This window comes from Mesorhizobium sp. ORM8.1, from assembly GCF_053005525.2.
Map to the genome: position 1 here is coordinate 1,161,643 of NZ_CM132600.1, position 18,316 is coordinate 1,179,958.

Below are 18,316 nucleotides of genomic sequence, written 5' to 3' on the forward strand. Positions count from 1 at the left end.
GATGGGCTGGACACTGGGCCGCTATTTCTTCTTCCGCTACGTCACCATCACCTTCTGGTTCTTCCTCGGCCTTTTGGCGCTGGTGTTCCTGATCGACTTCACCGAGCTTTCCGGCCGCACCACCGGAATTCCGGGCTTCACCTACGGCACGGCTTTCGCCATTTCGGCGCTCAGGATGCCGATGATCATGCTGCAGACGGTGCCATTCGTCGGGCTGTTCTCGGCAATGGCGACGCTGGTTTCGCTCAACCGCCGCTACGAGCTGGTGATCGCGCGCTCGGCCGGGGTCTCGGCCTGGCAATTCCTGTTTCCCTGCTGCATCGGCGCGCTGATGTTCGGCGTGCTGTCGGTCGCCGTGATCAACCCGATCGCCGCGCACGGCTTTTCCTGGTCGGAGCAGATGGAAAACGAGCTCAGGGCCGGCAAATCGAGCACCGTCACCACCACCGAGACACCCTGGCTCAGGCAGAAAACCGAATCCGGCGACACCATCATCGGCGCCCGCGCCATCCTCAATCAGGGGCTGGAGATGGCGGACGCGGTGTTTTTTATCCTCGACCCGCAGGGCAACATCGCCGAACGCAAGGATGCCGCCAAGGCCTTCCTGCGCGACGGCTACTGGGAATTGCAGGACGTCAAGATCTTCAAGGGCGGCAATATCCAGACGCTGCCATCCGACAAGGTGGCGACCAATCTGCGGCCCGAATTCGTGCAGGAGCGGCTGGCGCGCCCGGAAACCATCCCCTTCTACGAGCTGCCGCGCAAGATCGAGGTTGCCCGCTCCTTCGGGCTCAAGGCAAATGCCTTCGCCATGCAGTTTGATTCGCTGGTGGCGTTGCCGTTCCTGCTCGTCGCCATGACGCTGATTGCGGCAACAGTTTCAATGCGATTTGCGCGGATGGGGCAGTCGGCGACGATGATTCTGGGTGGCGTCGTGGCCGGCTTTCTGCTTTATGTCGTTTCGGTACTGGTCAAGGCATTCGGTGTCGCCGGATTCGTGCCTACAGTGGTGGCTGCATGGGTTCCGGTTGTCGTGGCTATGTTCTTTGGGGTGACATTCCTGCTATACAAGGAAGACGGCTAGTGAGGGAGGCGGTTTTGCGCAGCCATAGGCAGGCCGGTTTGGCACGCCTCTATGGGGCGTCCGCCTTGGCATGTCTGTTTGCTTGCGTGGTACCAACGGTACCGGCGCTGGCACAGCAGATCACTGCCGCGCCCGTCCCATCCGGCTCGCAGATGCTGCTGGCCGCCGATACGCTCGTCTATGACAACGACAAGCATACGGTGACTGCCGTCGGCGCCGTGCAGATCGACTATGGCGGCAACAAGCTCGTCGCCCAGCGCGTGGTCTACAACCGCGACACCAAGCGCCTGGTCGCAAGCGGCGCGGTCGAGCTGATCAACAGCGACGGCACCAAGGTCAATTCCGAGCATATCGACATCACCGACGATTTCGCCGACGGCTTCGTCAACGCGTTGCGCGTCGAGACGATCGACAAGGCGTATTTCGCCGCCGAGAGCGCCGAGCGCATGGGCGGTGTGCTGACCACCTTCCACAATGGCGTCTACACCGCCTGCGAGCCCTGCGAGGACAAGCCGAACTCAGCGCCGACCTGGCGCGTCAAGGCGCGCAAGATCATCTGGAACGGCGAGAAGAAAACCGTCCGCTTCGAGAACGCGAATTTCGAATTCTTCGGTTTCCCGCTCGCCTATCTGCCGGCCTTCGAGATCGCCGACCCGACGGTAAAGCGCAAGAGCGGCTTCCTGCTGCCAGGTCTCGTCTTCAACAACCATCTCGGCACCGGCGTCAAAATACCCTATTATTTCGCGCTCTCCCCGACCTATGACCTGACCGTCACCGGCAGCGGCTACACCAAGCAAGGCTTCATGGGCGAGGCCGAGTGGCGCCAGCGCTTCAACAACGGCCAGTACACGCTGAAGATCGCCGGCATCAACCAGAACGATCCCAACGCATTCATCGATTCCGGCCGGCGGGTCGTCGATTCCGGCGATAAAGGAGATCCGAACAAGTTCCGCGGCATGATGGGCACCAAGGGCCAGTTCGCCATCAACGAGCGCTGGAACGTCGGTTGGGACGTGCTGTTGCAGACCGACAAGAACTTTTCGCGCACCTACAACATCGACGGCTACACCAACACCGTCCACCAGTCGTCGATCTATCTGACAGGACTGCACGACCGCAATTATTTCGACGTTCGCGCGATGCGCTTCGAGGTGCAGGAAGACACGCTGTCCAGCGATCCGACGGCGCGCGCGGCCAAGCAGCCCTGGGTGCTGCCGTCCTTGGACTATGCTTATATCCCCGATATGTCGGTGGCCGGCGGCCAGTTGTCGTTCAACGTCAATGCCCGCGTCATCAGCCGCGACCGGTTGGACGCGGTGCTGTCCAATAGCGCGGTTCCGACCTCCATCAACAATGTGCGCGGCATCGAAGGCCAGTCCAGCCGGCTGACCGCGGAGGCCGAATGGAAGCGCACCTTCACAACCGATGATGGCCTGCAACTGACGCCGTTGCTCGCATTCCGAGGCGACGCAGGCTATGTCAACGCCAATTCAGCGTCGGTCGCGGCCGTCAACCAGATGGCGACGAATCTCGGCGAAGACGCGGATATGCGCACTTCGCTTGCCCGCTACATGGCGACGCTCGGCCTGGAAGCGAGCTGGCCGCTTCTGTTCTCGATGGCAAATTCCAGCCACGTCCTCGAGCCGACCGCGCAGGTCTTCGTGCGTCCGAACGAGCAGTATGTCGGCGGGCTGGCCATTCCGAACGAGGACGCGCAGAGCTTCGTCTTCGACGCCACCACGCTGTTCGAGCGCGATAAGTTCTCAGGCTATGACCGCATCGAAGGCGGCACCCGCGCCAATGTCGGTTTCCGCTACTCCGGCGCCTATGACAGCGGCTGGGGCACCAATGCGATCTTCGGCCAGTCCTATCAGCTCGGCGGGGAGAACTCCTTCGACGCGCCGGATCTGGTGAATGTCGGCGCCTATTCGGGCCTGCAGACGACCAAGTCCGACTATGTCGGCCTGATCGGCTTCAACAGCCCAAGCGGCTTCTCCGGCTCGGTCAGCGGCCGTTTCGACGAACAGAGTTTCGAGGTCAGGCGCACCGAAGTGAAGGCCGCTTATTCCGGCCTGCCGATATCGCTCAGCGCCAAATACGCCTTCATCCAGGCGCAGCCGCTCTACGGCTTCACCACAGATCGCCACGAGCTCACGCTCGGCGCCTCGGCGCATCTCAGCCAGAACTGGCGGCTGTTTGGCACCGGCACCTACGACCTCGAACAGAACGTCCTGGTCAATGACGGCGTCGGCTTTGCCTACAACGATTCCTGCTTCACCTACATCATGACCTACTCGCAGACGCGCGATATCGTCACCAAGGCAGTGTCGCAGAATATCGGCTTCAACCTGTCGTTCCGCACGCTTGGCGATTTCGGCTCCTCAAGCAGCGCGGTCGATACGTTCCAGTCGAAGTCGAATTGAAGCCGCGGGCCTTGATTTGGCGTGTGATCCTCCGAAAATGACTTGATTCTCAGGCCAAATGCCGGCGACATCGTTTCGCCGCATAAGATTGGCATGCGGTTGACCACATAGCGCATACGTTCGGAGGACGTGCGGCGCCATCGTGGTGGGAAAATGGGAAGGTGATATGAGGAAATACCTGTTTTCAGCAGGCTTCGCGCTGCTGGTGGCGGCGACCTCGGTTTCGATGGCGGCGATGACGCCGCCCGCATTCGCCAGCGGGGTCAAATATATCGTCAACAACATACCGATCACCACTGGCGACATCCAGCACCGCGCGGCTTTTTTGAAGCTGCAGCACAAGAAGGGTGATGCCGGCCAGGAGATGATCGACCAGACGCTGCGGCTGGCCGAGGCCAAGCGGCTCGGCATCCGCATCGGCGATCAGCAGGTCGACGCCGCCTACCAGCGCTTCGCCTCGGGCAACAAGATGCCGCTGGCCAAGCTCGACGCCGTGATGGCGCAGTCGGGCGTCACCAAGGAGCATTTCAAGGAATTCATCCGCGCGCAGATGGCCTGGAACCAGGCGCTCAGCGCCCGCTATCGTTCGGGTGACGGCGGCGCGGTGACCGAACAGGACGCTGTGCGGCGCATGCTCGACAAGGGCGGCTCCAAGCCGACCGCCATGGAATATATGCTGCAGCAGGTGATCTTCGTGGTGCCGGCTTCCGAGCGCGCCGCCACGCTTGCCAAGCGCAAGCGCGAGGCTGACGCCATGCGCGCCCGCTTCAACGGCTGCGCCACCACGCGCGAATTCGCCAAGGGGCTGATCGACGTCACCGTGCGCGATCTCGGCCGCGTGCTGGCGCCGCAATTACCACCGGACTGGGCCGAGCAGATCAAGGCGACCAAGGTCGGCGGCGCGACGGTGACGCGCGAGACGGACCGCGGCGTCGAATTCATCGGCATCTGCTCCTCGCGCGAGGTTTCCGACGACAAAGCCGCGCAGATGGTGTTCCAGGCCGAAGGCAGCAACGACAAGGACGCCGACGCGCTCAGCAAGAAATATGTCGACGAACTGCGCAAGAGCGCCAAGATCGTTGAGCGCTAGGGTGGGTCACCGTTTCGCGAAAACGTCGAACCACTCTTTGATTTAACGCCACTCCTGGCGAAACGGGCGGCCTGGCGCAAACGGCATAAGATGAGCAAGACCGATACGCCGCTGGCGCTCAGTGTCGGCGATCCTTCTGGTATCGGACCGGAGATCGCCATCGCCGCCTGGCAGGCGGGCGACAGCGCCGGCGTGCCGCCCTTCTACCTGCTCGCCGACCCCGATCTGATCGAGGCGCGGGCGCGCCGGATCGGCGCCGCAGTGACAATCACCGAGACCGTGCCGGGGCAAGCGGCGCATGATTTCGCCCGGGCGCTGCCTATCGTGCCGCTCTATGCCCGCCATGTCGACAGCCCCGGAGAGCCGGATCGAGCCAATGCGGCCGGCACCATCGAGGCCATCGACCGCGCCGTCGCCGACTGTTTCGCCGGCAGCGCCGCGGCAATAGTCACCTGCCCGATCGCCAAGAAGCCGCTTTATGACGCTGGCTTCGGCTTTCCCGGCCACACCGAATATCTGGCGCATCTGGCCTCGCGCCACACCGGCGCCGACGTGGTGCCGGTGATGCTCTTGGCCGGGCCCGAACTGCGCACCGTTCCGGTGACCATACATATCCCGTTGGCGGATGTGCCGAAGCGGCTGACAACGGAGCTTATCGTCACCACGGCGCGCATCACCGCCGCCGACCTTCGCGACCGCTTCGGCATCGCGCGGCCAAGGCTTGCCATTGCCGGGCTCAACCCGCATGCCGGCGAAGGCGGTGCGATGGGATCGGAGGATCTGGCCATCGTCCAGCCGGCCGTCGAGATGCTCAGGGCCGAAGGCATCGATGCGATCGGACCGCTGCCCGCCGACACGATGTTCCATCCACACGCGCGGGCTTCCTATGACGCCGCGCTCTGCATGTATCATGACCAGGCGCTGATCCCGGCCAAGACGCTGGCCTTCGACGAGGCCGTCAATGTCACGCTCGGCCTGCCCTTCATCCGCACCTCCCCCGATCATGGCACCGCCTTCGACATTGCCGGCAGGGGCATTGCGCGCGCCGACAGCCTGATCGCGGCGCTGCGGTTGGCGCGCCGGCTGGCCGACAGCGGCCGCCGGGCCGCGGCCGCATGAGGACTTGATGTGAACGAGGGGCGCACGACCATCGACGGCTTGCCGCCCCTGCGCGCGGTGATCGAGCGCCACGGCCTGCAGGCAAAGAAAGCGCTCGGCCAGAATTTTCTGCTCGACCTCAATTTGACGAGTAAAATCGCGCGTGCGGCGGGCGATCTCGACGATGCGACGGTGATCGAGGTCGGTCCAGGTCCAGGCGGGCTGACCAGGGCGCTGCTGTTCAACGGCGCGCGTCGCGTCATCGCCATCGAGCGCGACGAGCGCTGCCTGGAGGCGCTTGCCGAAGTCTCCAACCACTATCCGGGCCGGCTGGAGATCATTCCCGGCGATGCGCTGAAGACGGATTTTGCGGCACTTGCCGCCACGGCGAACGGCGCTCCGGTCAAGATCGTCGCCAACCTGCCCTACAATATCGGCACCGAGCTTCTGATCCGCTGGCTGACGGTGGCCGACTGGCCGCCCTTCTACAGGTCGATGACGCTGATGTTCCAGCGCGAGGTGGCCGAGCGCATCACCGCCGGCCCGCAGAGCGATGCCTATGGCCGGCTCGGCGTGCTCGCTGGCTGGCGCACCGAGGCCAGGATCGCCTTCGACGTGCCGCCGCAGGCCTTCACGCCGCCACCCAAGGTCACCTCCTCGGTCGTGCATCTGGTGCCGCGCGCCACGCCCCTGCCCGTCGACGTCAGGAAGCTCGGCCGGATGACGGAGGCCGCCTTCGGCCAGCGCCGCAAGATGCTCAGGCAAAGCGTGAAAAGCATGGGCGGCGAGGCGTTGCTCGCCCGCGCCGGCATCGACCCGACGCGCCGCGCCGAGACGCTCAGCGTCGCGGAATTCGTGCGGCTGACCAACGCGGTTTGATCGCCGCCGCCGCGACGCTGGAATCCAGAAACTTACGACATAGATAGGCAGGCGAAACAGCCTGGAGCCTGCGATGCCTGCCTATGTCATTTCCGACGTCACGATCCGCGACGAAGAAACAATCGAAATCTATCGAACCCGCGCAGCCGCCTCCATCGCACAGCATGGCGGGCGCTACCTGGTTCGTGGCGGCGAGGTAGAGACGCTGGAGGGCAATTGGAAACCCGGCCCGCTGATCGTCGTCGAATTTCCCGACATTGAAACCGCGCGGCGCTGGTATCGCTCCGACGAATACGCTGCCGCGCTCGAGGTCCGCGATGCAGCGCTCAGCCGCAACCTCATTCTGGTCGATGGGATCAAGTTGTGATGCGGTCAATTGCCCGAAAACGGCCGTATATGATAATGTGACCGTATGAAAAACAAAGCTGCCGCCAACCGCTTGAGCAAAACTGGTCAGTTCGTCTTGACCAGCGACAAGGGGAAAAAGATCAGCGCTGTCGAAGGCCTTGAATTGTCGCCCCGCATGGGTGCCATCTTGAGCGATAGCCGTGCCAAAGGACTGAGCGGCGACGAACGCAGGGCATTGATCTTGAAACAGGCACGCCTCAAGAAATAGGGGCAGCGGGTGGTCTACGCGGCCGAAGCGGATCCTCTTTGCTACGCGGGCACAACCGTTCTTCGCAACAAGCTGAACATTGAGAACCAAGCCGAACTCGATGAATTCGAGTTAGCACTGTTCTTGACCCGAGCCGACGAACGAATGCCCGCCGGTGTTCTGGACTACGAACACTACAAAGCGGTCCATCGCCACCTCTTTCAGGATGTCTATGAATGGGCCGGCAATGCTCGCGCCATCCGCATCGGCAAAGGCGGCAACTGGTTCTGTTATCCGGAATATATTGATCCGGAGATGCACAGGATCTTCGAGGAACTGGCCGAAGCCGACTATCTTCGCGAGATCGATCTGGCGGATTTTGCGGTTCGTTCGGCACATATCTTTGCCGAAATCAATGCAGTACATCCCTTCCGGGAGGGCAACGGCCGTACGCAGCTCGCCTTCCTCGCAATGTTGATGGAAAACGCGGGCTTCTCGTTCAATGCCGATGTGCTCGGACGAGAACGTGTTCTGGATGCGATGATCGAGAGCTTTGCCGGCGATGAGGCGCCACTAGCACGCCTCATCTTGGATATCGGAAAATCCTAACGAGGACGAACCTCACTGCGTCTTCTCGTCGAGCAATCCCGACACGAAATCGAACAGACCAGGCCGCCTGTCGCGCCGAAGCCGTTCGGCGGCGACGATTGCCCGGACCTCGGCGAAGGCGCGGTCGAGATCGTCGTTGACGATGACGAAGTCGTATTCCTTCCAATGTTCGATCTCGAGACGGGCGTTCTTCAGCCTGGTCTCTATGACGGATTCCTGGTCCTCGGCGCGGCGCTTGAGGCGCGCCTTCAATTCCTTCATCGACGGCGGGAGGATGAAGATCGAGACGATGTCGGCGCGCATCTTCTCCTTGAGCTGCTGGGCGCCTTGCCAGTCGATGTCGAACAGCATGTCGCGCCCTTGAGCCAACGCCAGCTCCGCCGGTTCGCGCGGCGTGGCGTAGCAATTACCGTGCACCTGCGCCCATTCGAGCAGCGCGTCGGAATCGCGCAGCCGCTCGAACTCGCGCATGGTGCGGAAATGATAGTGGACGCCCTCGATCTCGGAGCCGCGGCGCGGCCTTGTGGTGACGGAGACCGACAGCTCCAGGCTTGAATCGCTTTCCAGTAGATTGCGCGCGATCGTCGACTTGCCGGCGCCCGACGGCGACGACAGCACGAGCATCAATCCGCGGCGGCGGATGCGGGACCCCAGATTCCGGGCAGCCATCGGCTCCTTGGCAACCATTCCCGTCACTCCAGATTCTGGACCTGTTCGCGAAACTGATCGACCACCGCCTTGAGTTCCAGCCCGATCGCGGTGACCGCGGCGGCGTTCGACTTGGAGCACAGCGTATTCGATTCGCGGTTGAATTCCTGCGCCAGAAAATCGAGCTTGCGGCCGACGGCGCTATCGCCGCCGAGCAGCGCCCGCCCGGACGCGACATGGGTCTTCAGCCTGTCGATCTCCTCGCGGATGTCGGCCTTGGTGGCGAGGAAGGCCGCCTCCTGATGCAGCCTGGCGGCATCGAGATTGGCCGAGGCGTCCATCAGGAGCCGCACCTGCTCGGCGATGCGCTCGCGGATTGCGGCCGGCTCGCGCGAGGGGTCGGCCTCGGCCTTCAGCGTCAGCGCCTCGATGGCATCGATATGGCCGGCCAGCAGCGCGCCCAGCGCCGCGCCTTCGCCGCGCCTTGCCTGCTCTAGCCCGTTGAGCGCCGCGTCGAGCGCCGTCAGGATCGCGGCGTCAAGCGCCGCCCGCTCCTCCTCGGTCTCGACGGCCTCGGGAATGTCGAGCACGCCGCGCAGCGACAAGAGCCCGTCGGCAGTGGCGGGCTCGATGCCGTACTGCTCCTGCAAGCGCTTGGCCAAGCCCGCCAGGTCCTTGAGGAACACCTCGTTGACCACCGGCAGCACTTGCCTGGCAGCGGCGCGGCCGACCGTCAATGCCGCCTGGAAATTGCCGCGCGCGAAGCGCTTTGAACCGTCTGCCGGACGGCGGTCTCCAGCCGGTCGAAACCTGGCGGCAGCCGCAGCCTGACCTCGACGCTCTTGCCGTTCACCGACTTCACCTCCCACGCGATCGAGGTTCCGTCGCTTTCGGCGACGGACCGCGCGAAGCCGGTCATGCTTTGCAGTTTCATTGTGCGTGTCATCCCCTGTCGCAGTTCAAACGCTGCGCGCCCAACGTCGCCAGACCGTTGGCCTGGCTCGGATGTTCCCTAAAAACATGAATATCGGCTCGCGTCAAAGGACGCGAGCCGGCAAGCTGAAGATGGCGTTGCCTATTGCGCGGCGTCGCCGCCGGCATCGCCATTCTCGCCGCTGTCGCCTCCGGCGTCGTTGCCATCGGCATTGCCGTCGGGAGCGGCGGGCGCCGTCGTCTGGCCGGAAGCCTTGGCGGCCGCATCGGCCTGCTTCTTCTGTGCCGCCCGGTAGCGGGCGACATTCTGGTTATGCTCTTCCAGCGTCGCGGCAAAGACATGGCCGCCATTGCCGTCGGCGACGAAATAGAGATCGTCGGTCTTCGACGGGTTGGCGACCGCTTCCAGTGCCGCGCGGCCTGGGCAGGCGATCGGCGTCGGCGGCAGGCCCTTGATCAGATAGGTATTGTAGGGCGTCTGCTTCTCGATATCGGACTGGTAGATCGGCCGGTCCGCGGGTTTGCCCTTGCCGCCGAACAGACCGTAGATGATGGTCGGATCGGACTGCAGCCGCATGCCCTTGGCCAGGCGGTTGAGGAACACGGCGGCGACGCGCGAGCGCTCGTCGCTTCGGCCCGTTTCCTTTTCGACGATCGAGGCAAGGGTGACGAAATCATCGATGTTGGCGATCGGCAGGTCGGGCGCGCGGTGCGACCAGACGTCATCGACCAGCTTCTTCTGGTCGGCGACCAGCTTGTCGACCATCTGCTGCCTGGTGGCGCCACGGGTGAAGCGCAACGTGTCGGTGGAAACGCTGCCCTCTGGCGGCAAGGTGGCCGGCATGTCGCCGGTCAGCGCCTCCTGATCGGCGACGCGCTGCAGCGCCTGCTCGACCGTCAGCCCTTCCGGGATGGTCAGCGAGTACATCACCGACTTGCCGCTCTTGAACAGATCCATGATGTCGCGCATCGAAGCGCGCGGCTTGATGGCATATTCGCCGGCCTTCAGCGCCGTTTCATTGCCGGCGGCGCGCACACCCATCCTGAAGATGCGGGCATCGCTGATCAGGTTGCGGCGCTCGAGCTGGTCGGCGATCTCCTGCACGCCGGTGTTCGGCTTGATCATGAAGGTGTCGCCATTGGCGGACGGACCGGCCTCGGTGAAGGCCTGCATGCCGAAATAGAGCGCGGCGCCCGAGGCGAGCACGAGCAGGATGACCACCGAGAGGAAGAAGTTCAGGAACACGACGACCTGGCTGCGCGAAGCACGCGAGCGCTTTGACGGCGGCGGTGGCGTGCCGGCCTCCGGACGCAGCGCCTCGGCCGCGGTCTTGGGCACGATAGGCCCCTTTGTGCCTTGCCGTCCGAAATCCCCGCCGCCGCCTGGATTTGTGTTCATGGCCCTACCGTCTGATCTTGCAACGAATCCCCCGCGGCAAAGCTAGGGGCGAATTTGGCAAAAATGACGGCAGTTGGCGGACTGCCGGTCGGCTGTCTGTTTCTGGGCAATCCCGGGCGGAAAACCGCTGCGCAATTTTGCCGGGATGCCCTGCCTGGCTGCTCAGCCACTGTAACGCTGGAACACGAGCGATGCGTTGGTGCCGCCAAAGCCGAAGGAGTTCGACAGCGCGACATCGATCTGGCGCTGGCGTGGCTTGTTCGGCACGAGATCGATTGCCGTCTCGCGTTCTGGATTGTCGAGATTGATGGTGGCAGGCGCGATGTTGTCGCGGATGGCGAGGATCGAGAAGATCGCTTCCGCCGCACCCGCCGCACCCAGGAGATGGCCGATCGACGACTTGGTCGACGACATCGATATCTTCGAGGCCGCATTGCCGGCCAGCCGCTCGACGGCGCCGAGCTCGATCGTGTCGGCCATGGTCGAGGTGCCGTGCGCGTTGATGTAGTCGATGTCGGCGGCCGTAAGCTTGGCGCGGTTCAGCGCCGCCGTCATGCAGCGGAACGCGCCGTCGCCGTCCTCGGCCGGAGCGGTGATGTGATAGGCGTCGCCGGTCAGGCCATAGCCGGTGACCTCGGCATAGATCTTGGCGCCGCGCGCCTTGGCGTGTTCCAGTTCTTCCAGGACAACCACGCCCGCGCCCTCGCCCATGACGAAGCCGTCGCGGTCGCGGTCATAGGGACGCGAAGCGGTCTCGGGCGTGTCGTTGCGGTCGGTCGAAAGCGCCCGGCAGGCGGCAAAGCCGGCGATCGACAGCCGGGTGACCGGCGCTTCGGCGCCGCCAGCCACCATGACGTCGGCGTCGCCCCACATGATCAGCCGGGCGGCATCGCCAATTGCATGCGCGCCGGTCGAGCAGGCGGTGACGACCGCATGGTTCGGGCCTTTCAGCCCGTGGCGGATGGAGACCTGGCCGGAGACCAGGTTGATGATCTGTCCGGGAATGAAGAAGGGGCTGATGCGGCGCGGGCCGCGCTCCTTCAGGATCATCGCGTTTTCGGCAATGCCGTCGATGCCGCCGATGCCGGAGCCGATCAGCACGCCGGTGGCGCATTGATCCTCATGCGTCTGCGGCTTCCAGCCGGAATCGGCCATCGCCTCGTCGGCCGCCGCGATGCCATAAAGGATGAAGTCGCCGATCTTGCGCAGTTCCTTCGGCTCGAGCACGGCCTCCGGATTGAAGGTGCCGTTGGAGCCGTCGCCGCGTGGAATGATATGGGCGATCTTGCAGGCAAGATCGTCCACCTCGAATTCGGTGATGCGACGGCAGGCGCTGCGGCCGGAGAGAAGTTCCCGCCAGCTGTGCTCGACGCCCATGCCAAATGGCGAAAGCAGGCCAAGGCCCGTGACGACGACACGCCTCATCGCAGGTGCTCCCCGGTGATGCCTGCAGAAAGGCTCAGGCCGAGGCCTTGTCGATGTACTTCACGGCATCGCCGACGGTCAGAATGGTCTCGGCGGCGTCGTCCGGAATCTCGACGCCGAACTCTTCTTCGAACGCCATGACGAGTTCGACCGTGTCGAGGCTGTCCGCGCCCAGATCGTCGATGAAGCTCGCCTGCTCCGTCACCTTGTCGGCATCGACGCCCAGATGCTCGATGACGATCTTCTTGACGCGCTCTGCGGTGTCACTCATTTGGGGCAATCCTCGTCTTATGTTGTCTATCTTCGTTAGCGGGCGGAATGCCGCTAATCAAGCTGAAAGATGGTCTTGCGGGAAACGCAACGCCACAGGACCGGTTTTTGCCCGAACCGCCGGGTTGCGGGCCGCATTACACGAAAAAGCCGGGCGTCCAAGCCGAAATGGCTGTTTTCACAGGCGCCCAGCCTTGGTCGGCAGGGCGTGTCGAGATTCAGGTCAGGCCGCGTCGAAAATGGTGGATTTCGAGAACCGGAGCGGAGCGGACATTTGGGTCCGTGAGCACCGGAAGCGCAGAAATCCATCATTTGCAGGCCGGCATCACCTGAATATCGGCATACCCTAGATCATCGCCATGCCACCGTTCACATGAATGGTCTGGCCGGTGACATAGGCCGCTTCGTTGGAGGCGAGATAGGCAACCGCCGACGCCACTTCAACGCTGGTGCCCATGCGCCGGGTCGGGATCGCGGCCATGATCGCGTCCTTCTGCTTGTCGTTGAGCTTGTCGGTCATGGCCGATTCGATGAAGCCCGGGGCGACGCAGTTGACGGTGATGTTGCGGGTGGCGATCTCCTGCGCCAGCGACTTGGAAAAGCCGATCATGCCGGCCTTGGAGGCGCAGTAATTGGTCTGGCCGGGATTGCCGGTGACGCCGACCACCGAAGTGATGTTGATGATGCGGCCATGGCGGCGGCGCATCATCGGATGGGTCAGCTCGCGGGTAAGGCGAAAAACGGCGGTCAGGTTGACCTCGATCACGGAATCCCAGTCGGCGTCAGACATGCGCACGAACAGGCCGTCCTTGGTGATGCCGGCATTGTTGACCAGAATGTCGACGCCTTCGAGCTCTGCTTCCGCCTTTTGGCCGAGCGCCTTGACCGCGTCGCGGTTCGTCAGATCCGCCGGAAACAATTTTACGCGCTCGCCAAGCTCATTGGCCAGCGTTTCCAGCTTCTCGACGCGCGTGCCGTGCAGGCCAACGATGGCGCCCTGGCTGTGCAACACCCTGGCGATCGCCTCGCCGATGCCTCCCGATGCGCCGGTGACGAGCGCCTTGCGGCCGGTCAGTTCGAACATTTTTGTCTCCTGATCTCAGAGCGCACCCTTGCCACAGGTGCCGTCAAATCGCCAGCCTGTCAGCCTAGACTGTCAACCAAGCGCGGCCAGCGCCGCCTCGACTTCGGCCGCCGTGCCGATGGCGCTGGTGGCGATGTCGCGGTTGATGCGGCGCGCCAGGCCCGACAGCACCTTGCCGGCGCCGACTTCGTAGAGGCTCGACACCCCACTGGCGCCGAACCACTCCACCGTCTCGCGCCAGCGCACGCGGCCGGTTATCTGATCGACCAGGCGCCGGGCGATCTCGTCCGGGTCGCTGGTCGGCGTCACGGTGACGTTGGAAACGACCGGGACCACAGGCGCACTCTTCGCCACGCCGGCCAGAGCCTCGCGCATGATGTCGGCGGCCGGCATCATCAGCGCCGAATGGAAAGGCGCCGAAACCTGCAGCATCAACGCGCGCTTGGCGCCCTTTTCGGTGCACAGCTTCGCCGCCAGCTCGACCGCCGCCTTGGCGCCGGAAATCACCAGTTGGCCGCCGCCATTATCGTTGGCGACCTGGCAGACTGAACCGTTGGCCAAGCCCTTGGCGGCCTCGGCGCAGGCGGCTTCGACATCGGCCTGCTCAAGGCCGATGATCGCGGCCATGGCGCCCTCGCCAGCCGGCACCGCGGCCTGCATGGCATTGCCGCGCGTGCGTAGCAGTTTCGCCGCATCCCCGACCGAAACGAAGCCGGCCGTGGCAAGCGCCGAATATTCGCCCAGCGAATGTCCGGCGACATAGGCGACCTTGTCCTTCAGCGAAAAGCCGCGCGCTTCCAGCGCCCGCATCGCCGCCAGCGACACCGCCATCAGCGCCGGCTGGGCATTGGCGGTCAGCGTCAGCGTCTCTTCCGGCCCTGCCCAGACCAGCTTCGACAGGTTTTCGTCCAGAGCCGCATCGACTTCCTCGAAGACGCGGCGTGCTTCGGGGAACGCATCGGCAAGGTCCTTGCCCATGCCGACGGCCTGGCTGCCCTGGCCCGGAAAGGTGAATGCGACGGCCATTTTGGTCTCTCCAGAGGCTGATTTTCATTGCCTCTGGCGCAAGGCGGACGGCCAAGTCAAGCCCGCAGGCGCCCATTCCGCCGCTATTTCAACCCGCAAAAGCCGGCTGACTTACTGTTCCAAAAGGCTTTTTGGCGATCACACCTGATGAAAAGCGCTCACGAATCGTTTGCTGGCTCTTCTTATTTCCGCAACAGGCGCTAGCTTTGCGTGACAATTCGATGACAGAACCGTGACGCGAGTGGAAGCCGCGTAGCGGGGGCTCGGGGAGTAGAGTGGCAAGGATCAGGAAAGGCGCGGCCAAGCCCGTGCCGCAGTTTTTGGAAGACGATCCGTCCACCGGCTATCTGCCTGGCCGGCCGTGGCCGACCGTGCGTTATGGCCTGGCGACGCTTCTTGCCGCCGCGCTGCTTGTGTTTGCTGTCGAATGGATCGTGCGCGGCGACTTCTTCGGCACGGTCGATTTCTTCCTGCAGCCCTTCAAGCCCGGCTGGACCACGATCATCGTCTTCGCGCTGGTCATGGTCGGGCTCGACGCCATTCTCGGCCGCAGCTATCAAAGCCTGATGATCGTGGCGCCGCTGACGTTGGCACTGGCTTTTGTCGGCCACCAAAAGTCGCATTATCTCGGCGATCCGCTCTATCCGACCGACTTCCTGTTTGCCCGCCAGATCATGGCGCTGATGCCGCTACTGGTGCGCGAGCGCCCTGGACCGCGGTGATGCTTGTCTTGGGCATCGGCGGCGGCCTTATATTGCTCATTTATGGCTGGCGGTTGTGGCGCCGGCGCGTGCCGATCCTCGGCCGCAAGGGCCGGCTGGCGCGGCTGGCGCTGGCCGTGCCGCTGCTCGCCTTCTTCGTCTCGATCATGGACTACGCCACCTTCTCGTGGACGCGCGACCGGCTGCAGATCATCCCGATCATGTGGGACCAGAAGGAGAACTACGCGTCCAACGGCTTTGCGCTGGCCTTCGCGATGAACGTGCCGATGGCGCATGTCTCGGCGCCGCCCGGCTATTCCGACAAGACGATGGCCGCGATCGCACGCCCGGACGTCGTGGCATCAGTGCCTGACGAGAAGCCCGACATCATCGTGGTGATGAGCGAGATCCTTCTGGGACCCGACGCAGCTTCCCGGCGTCACCATCAAGCCCGATCCGATCCCGACGATGCGCGCCTTGCGCTCCGGCTCGATGTTTTCGCCCGAATTCGGCGGCATGACCGCCAACATCGAATTCGAGGCGCTGACCGGCTTTTCCAACGCCTTCCTGCCAGCGGGCTCGATTCCCTACCAGCAATATGTGCGCACGCCGACGCCGTCGCTGGCGACCTTCCTGAAGAGCGAAGGTTATAATGCGCGCGCCATTCATCCCGGCACCAACTGGTTCTGGAACCGTGGCGCCGTCTATGCCGATTTCGGCTTCAAGGACTTCAAGTCGGAAGAGACGCTGCCGCCGATGGAAAAGCGCGGGCCGCTGGCCTCCGACGCGGCGATGACCGACGAGATCATCCGCGAGGCCGATGCCAGCGACGATCCGGTGTTCTTTTTGCAGTCAGCCTGCAGAATCACGGACCTTACGAGCCCTATCGCTACAGCAATCCGACGCATTCGGTCGATGCGCCGATCAGCCCGTGGGCGCGGGAATCGCTGCTCTCCTACGCCGAAGGCTCGGCCGACGCCGACCATGGCCTGCAGCGGCTGATCGACTGGGCGAAGGCGCGCCAGCGGCCGACGATCCTCACCTTCTTCGGCGACCACCTGCCGCCGCTCGGACCGGTCTATGTCGAGACCGGCTTCCTCAAGGACAATGTCGCGCCGCGCAAGGAGCCGACGGCCGAGGCCGCCGTCGATCACCACGACACGCCGCTGGTCATCTGGTCGAACCGCTCCGGTCCGGTCGAGAACATCGGCTCGGTGAGCCCGGCCTTCCTGCCCTACCACATCCTGACCACGGCGGGGATCACCCACCCCTACTACACCGGCTTCCTCGGCGCGCTGCGCGAACACTACCGCGTGGTCGACCGCAATCTTCTCCTGTCGCCCACAGGCGAAGCGACGCCGGACTGGGCGCGGCAAAAGCAGATCGACCCGAAGATCAACGATTTCCGGCTCATCCAGTACGACATGATGTTCGGCAAGCGTAATTCGGCGCCGGATTTCTTCCCCGAGACGGTGGACAAGCTCGTCGCCCATACGAGCTGAGCAAGGGCGGGTGCCGGTAGACATTGTGGCCACCGCCCAAGACGATCAGGCATCGGACGCCGTTGAACCGCGGTGTCAGTTTCTGAATCGTCGGTCGGAAGCGGATATGGCTGGCCTCAGAATGCTGGCTGTTAAAAACTCCAAGCCGAGTTCGCGCCATAAGTCGACTGTGAAACCAATTCGCATGGCGAGCCGGAAGTCTTCTTAGTGGATCGATATGATACCGTCGACGGCCCGCCATTCCGAAGGCCGGATCAGCCGATGGTGGGCGACGCGAACCGAGTGCAGCGGGCCTTCGAGTTCGCGTTCCCAGAAGGAGAGAAACCCGTAAAGTTCGGGAAAGTCGGGCGCAAGGTCGTAGTCCTGCCAGACATAGAGCTGAAGCAGGCTCGGATGGTCGGGCAGACGATAATGGATTTCCGCCGTGGTCAGACCATAGCCTTCCATCTGGAGGCGGAATTCCTTGGTGACGCTCGCAACCATTCGTTTCTCCTTCCTGTCAGGTATCAGGCGACAAGCCTGTCGAAGAGGTGGGGGAACTCGCCGGCCGCCTGGCGTGGCGCCGAGACGTCGCCGTCGAGCTTGAACAAAGCATCCATGATCTCGTCGAACGACACGGGCTGGCTGGCGCCCGGCGGTTGGCGTAGCGCCGGCACGGAATAGACGGCGCAGGCATCCGACGCCCAGGATGACAGGATGGCGCGCTTTTCCTGCAGGTCGAGCATATCGTCGCTCAGCACCTCGTCGGGATGGTTGAAATGGCTGGCCGGCTGGAGCAGGCGGCCAAGCGCGAGGTCTGAGAGGTCTGATGTGTCGGCGGCCGGGGCGGAAGTGATCGGTGTAAAAGTCTGTCGTTCCATCGATGTGCTCCGTCTGCAAACAACTCCTTGAGAGGGCAAGTTGAGAGGGCAAGCGGTTCCGGCGCCCGCGATGGCGCCGGCAGAGGATAATTTCGTGGATGGTGTCGGAAAATTCAAGCGGCAGCTCCCGTGCCAGGCGAAATAGGCCTGCGTTAACAGGCTTTTGGCACTCGTGATGGGTGAGTGCTAAAATTTTTGGGCCGGGCTCTTGAAACGGAAAAAGGGCAAACTAGCTCGATATGCGCGCGCGATGCCTGAACAAGGGTCGCAGCGTTCGCACCGGCCCGATATCGCCGATCCGGTGCGGAGGGAAACATGTTTGTCCACAAGGAGAACGAAATGGCATTCCGTCCACTGCATGACCGTATCCTGGTCCGCCGCGTCGAAGCCGAGGAAAAGACCTCGGGCGGCATTATCATTCCCGATACCGCCAAGGAGAAACCGCAGGAAGGCGAAGTGCTCGCCGTCGGGCCTGGCGCGCGCGACGACAGCGGCAAGCTGACCGAACTCGACGTCAAGGTCGGCGACCATATCCTGTTCGGCAAGTGGTCGGGCACCGAGATCCGACTCGACGGCCAGGATCTGCTCATCATGAAGGAAAGCGACGTGATGGGCGTGATCGAGCAAACCGCGCAGGTGAGGAAAGCCGCCTGACGGCTTCTTCGAAATCCAATCAGTCAACGAATGCTG

17 protein-coding genes and 2 pseudogenes are annotated in these 18,316 nt (G+C 63.4%); 10 read left to right on the top strand and 9 right to left on the bottom strand.

Translation table 11 applies throughout. The features are described 5' to 3' along the window. The first annotated feature begins 1 nt into the window (after position 1). From lptG to ACVDG8_RS06195, 8 genes are all read left to right on the top strand, one after another. Positions 2-1,084 (top strand): LPS export ABC transporter permease LptG, encoded by a 1,083-nt coding sequence (lptG, locus tag ACVDG8_RS06160; protein ID WP_447253920.1) that lies wholly within the window; start codon positions 2-4, stop codon positions 1,082-1,084. Continuing rightward, on the top strand, positions 1,084-3,507 hold the full coding sequence (locus tag ACVDG8_RS06165) for an LPS-assembly protein LptD (RefSeq protein WP_447253921.1): 2,424 nt from the start codon (positions 1,084-1,086) through the stop codon (positions 3,505-3,507). Before lptG ends, ACVDG8_RS06165 begins: the two co-directional genes overlap by 1 nt. A gap of 166 nt (positions 3,508-3,673) precedes the next feature. Continuing rightward, positions 3,674-4,597 (top strand): peptidylprolyl isomerase, encoded by a 924-nt coding sequence (locus ACVDG8_RS06170; protein ID WP_447253922.1) that lies wholly within the window; start codon positions 3,674-3,676, stop codon positions 4,595-4,597. Positions 4,598-4,687: 90 nt separating this feature from the next. After that, positions 4,688-5,716 carry a 4-hydroxythreonine-4-phosphate dehydrogenase PdxA gene (gene pdxA / locus ACVDG8_RS06175; protein ID WP_447253923.1) on the top strand — a complete coding sequence of 343 codons (1,029 nt, stop codon included), beginning with the start codon at positions 4,688-4,690 and terminating at the stop codon, positions 5,714-5,716. A 9-nt stretch (positions 5,717-5,725) separates the two neighbouring features. Then, positions 5,726-6,574, top strand: a complete 849-nt coding sequence (gene rsmA / locus ACVDG8_RS06180; protein WP_455707595.1) for a 16S rRNA (adenine(1518)-N(6)/adenine(1519)-N(6))-dimethyltransferase RsmA — start codon at positions 5,726-5,728, stop codon at positions 6,572-6,574. A gap of 73 nt (positions 6,575-6,647) precedes the next feature. After that, entirely contained in the window at positions 6,648-6,941 is a 294-nt protein-coding gene (locus ACVDG8_RS06185) for a DUF1330 domain-containing protein (RefSeq protein WP_447253924.1), read from the top strand. A gap of 45 nt (positions 6,942-6,986) precedes the next feature. Next, positions 6,987-7,190 carry a hypothetical protein gene (locus ACVDG8_RS06190; RefSeq protein ID WP_447253925.1) on the top strand — a complete coding sequence of 68 codons (204 nt, stop codon included), beginning with the start codon at positions 6,987-6,989 and terminating at the stop codon, positions 7,188-7,190. A 9-nt stretch (positions 7,191-7,199) separates the two neighbouring features. Further along, positions 7,200-7,778: a Fic/DOC family protein gene (locus tag ACVDG8_RS06195; protein WP_447253926.1), complete on the top strand. Its 579-nt coding sequence runs from the start codon at positions 7,200-7,202 to the stop codon at positions 7,776-7,778. 12 nt (positions 7,779-7,790) lie between these two features. Here the strand turns inward: ACVDG8_RS06195 and gmk are convergent, their stop codons facing one another. From gmk to fabD, 7 genes and pseudogenes are all read right to left on the bottom strand, one after another. Continuing rightward, positions 7,791-8,447, bottom strand: coding sequence for a guanylate kinase (gene gmk, locus ACVDG8_RS06200; protein ID WP_447257244.1), 657 nt, complete (start codon positions 8,445-8,447; stop codon positions 7,791-7,793). 23 nt (positions 8,448-8,470) lie between these two features. Next, positions 8,471-9,360, bottom strand: a pseudogene (locus tag ACVDG8_RS06205) (YicC/YloC family endoribonuclease). Positions 9,361-9,501: 141 nt separating this feature from the next. Then, positions 9,502-10,758, bottom strand: coding sequence for an endolytic transglycosylase MltG (mltG, locus tag ACVDG8_RS06210; RefSeq protein ID WP_447253928.1), 1,257 nt, complete (start codon positions 10,756-10,758; stop codon positions 9,502-9,504). Between the two features lie 162 nt (positions 10,759-10,920). Further along, entirely contained in the window at positions 10,921-12,183 is a 1,263-nt protein-coding gene (gene fabF / locus ACVDG8_RS06215) for a beta-ketoacyl-ACP synthase II (protein WP_447253929.1), read from the bottom strand. 34 nt (positions 12,184-12,217) lie between these two features. Beyond that, a complete protein-coding gene (locus ACVDG8_RS06220; protein ID WP_006203723.1) occupies positions 12,218-12,454 on the bottom strand; it encodes an acyl carrier protein in 237 nt (78 codons plus the stop codon). A 345-nt stretch (positions 12,455-12,799) separates the two neighbouring features. After that, positions 12,800-13,537: a 3-oxoacyl-[acyl-carrier-protein] reductase gene (gene fabG / locus ACVDG8_RS06225; protein ID WP_447253930.1), complete on the bottom strand. Its 738-nt coding sequence runs from the start codon at positions 13,535-13,537 to the stop codon at positions 12,800-12,802. A gap of 72 nt (positions 13,538-13,609) precedes the next feature. Next, complete coding sequence (gene fabD / locus ACVDG8_RS06230; protein WP_447253931.1) at positions 13,610-14,563, bottom strand: ACP S-malonyltransferase; 954 nt, start codon at positions 14,561-14,563, stop codon at positions 13,610-13,612. 275 nt (positions 14,564-14,838) lie between these two features. Between fabD and ACVDG8_RS06235 the strand changes: the two are divergent. Continuing rightward, a pseudogene (locus ACVDG8_RS06235) lies at positions 14,839-16,766 on the top strand (LTA synthase family protein). 204 nt (positions 16,767-16,970) lie between these two features. On the opposite strand, the gene ACVDG8_RS06240 reads toward ACVDG8_RS06235, so the two are convergent. After that, positions 16,971-17,249, bottom strand: coding sequence for an usg protein (locus ACVDG8_RS06240; RefSeq protein WP_447253932.1), 279 nt, complete (start codon positions 17,247-17,249; stop codon positions 16,971-16,973). 23 nt (positions 17,250-17,272) lie between these two features. Beyond that, entirely contained in the window at positions 17,273-17,626 is a 354-nt protein-coding gene (locus ACVDG8_RS06245) for a hypothetical protein (protein ID WP_447253933.1), read from the bottom strand. A 339-nt stretch (positions 17,627-17,965) separates the two neighbouring features. Between ACVDG8_RS06245 and ACVDG8_RS06250 the strand changes: the two genes are divergently transcribed. Further along, the gene (locus ACVDG8_RS06250; RefSeq protein WP_447253934.1) at positions 17,966-18,280 is read left to right on the top strand and encodes a co-chaperone GroES; all 315 of its coding nucleotides are present in this window, start codon (positions 17,966-17,968) and stop codon (positions 18,278-18,280) included. Positions 18,281-18,316 lie beyond the last annotated feature (36 nt).

Coding starts and splice junctions, on each gene's coding strand:
- lptG (WP_447253920.1), top strand. CDS start 2: ATGGGCTGGACACTGGGCCGCTATTTCTTCTTCCGCTACGTCACCATC.
- ACVDG8_RS06170 (WP_447253922.1), top strand. CDS start 3,674: ATGAGGAAATACCTGTTTTCAGCAGGCTTCGCGCTGCTGGTGGCGGCG.
- pdxA (WP_447253923.1), top strand. CDS start 4,688: ATGAGCAAGACCGATACGCCGCTGGCGCTCAGTGTCGGCGATCCTTCT.
- ACVDG8_RS06185 (WP_447253924.1), top strand. CDS start 6,648: ATGCCTGCCTATGTCATTTCCGACGTCACGATCCGCGACGAAGAAACA.
- ACVDG8_RS06190 (WP_447253925.1), top strand. CDS start 6,987: ATGAAAAACAAAGCTGCCGCCAACCGCTTGAGCAAAACTGGTCAGTTC.
- gmk (WP_447257244.1), bottom strand. CDS start 8,447: ATGGCTGCCCGGAATCTGGGGTCCCGCATCCGCCGCCGCGGATTGATG.
- mltG (WP_447253928.1), bottom strand. CDS start 10,758: ATGAACACAAATCCAGGCGGCGGCGGGGATTTCGGACGGCAAGGCACA.
- fabF (WP_447253929.1), bottom strand. CDS start 12,183: ATGAGGCGTGTCGTCGTCACGGGCCTTGGCCTGCTTTCGCCATTTGGC.
- ACVDG8_RS06220 (WP_006203723.1), bottom strand. CDS start 12,454: ATGAGTGACACCGCAGAGCGCGTCAAGAAGATCGTCATCGAGCATCTG.
- fabG (WP_447253930.1), bottom strand. CDS start 13,537: ATGTTCGAACTGACCGGCCGCAAGGCGCTCGTCACCGGCGCATCGGGA.
- fabD (WP_447253931.1), bottom strand. CDS start 14,563: ATGGCCGTCGCATTCACCTTTCCGGGCCAGGGCAGCCAGGCCGTCGGC.
- ACVDG8_RS06240 (WP_447253932.1), bottom strand. CDS start 17,249: ATGGTTGCGAGCGTCACCAAGGAATTCCGCCTCCAGATGGAAGGCTAT.
- ACVDG8_RS06245 (WP_447253933.1), bottom strand. CDS start 17,626: ATGGAACGACAGACTTTTACACCGATCACTTCCGCCCCGGCCGCCGAC.
- ACVDG8_RS06250 (WP_447253934.1), top strand. CDS start 17,966: ATGGCATTCCGTCCACTGCATGACCGTATCCTGGTCCGCCGCGTCGAA.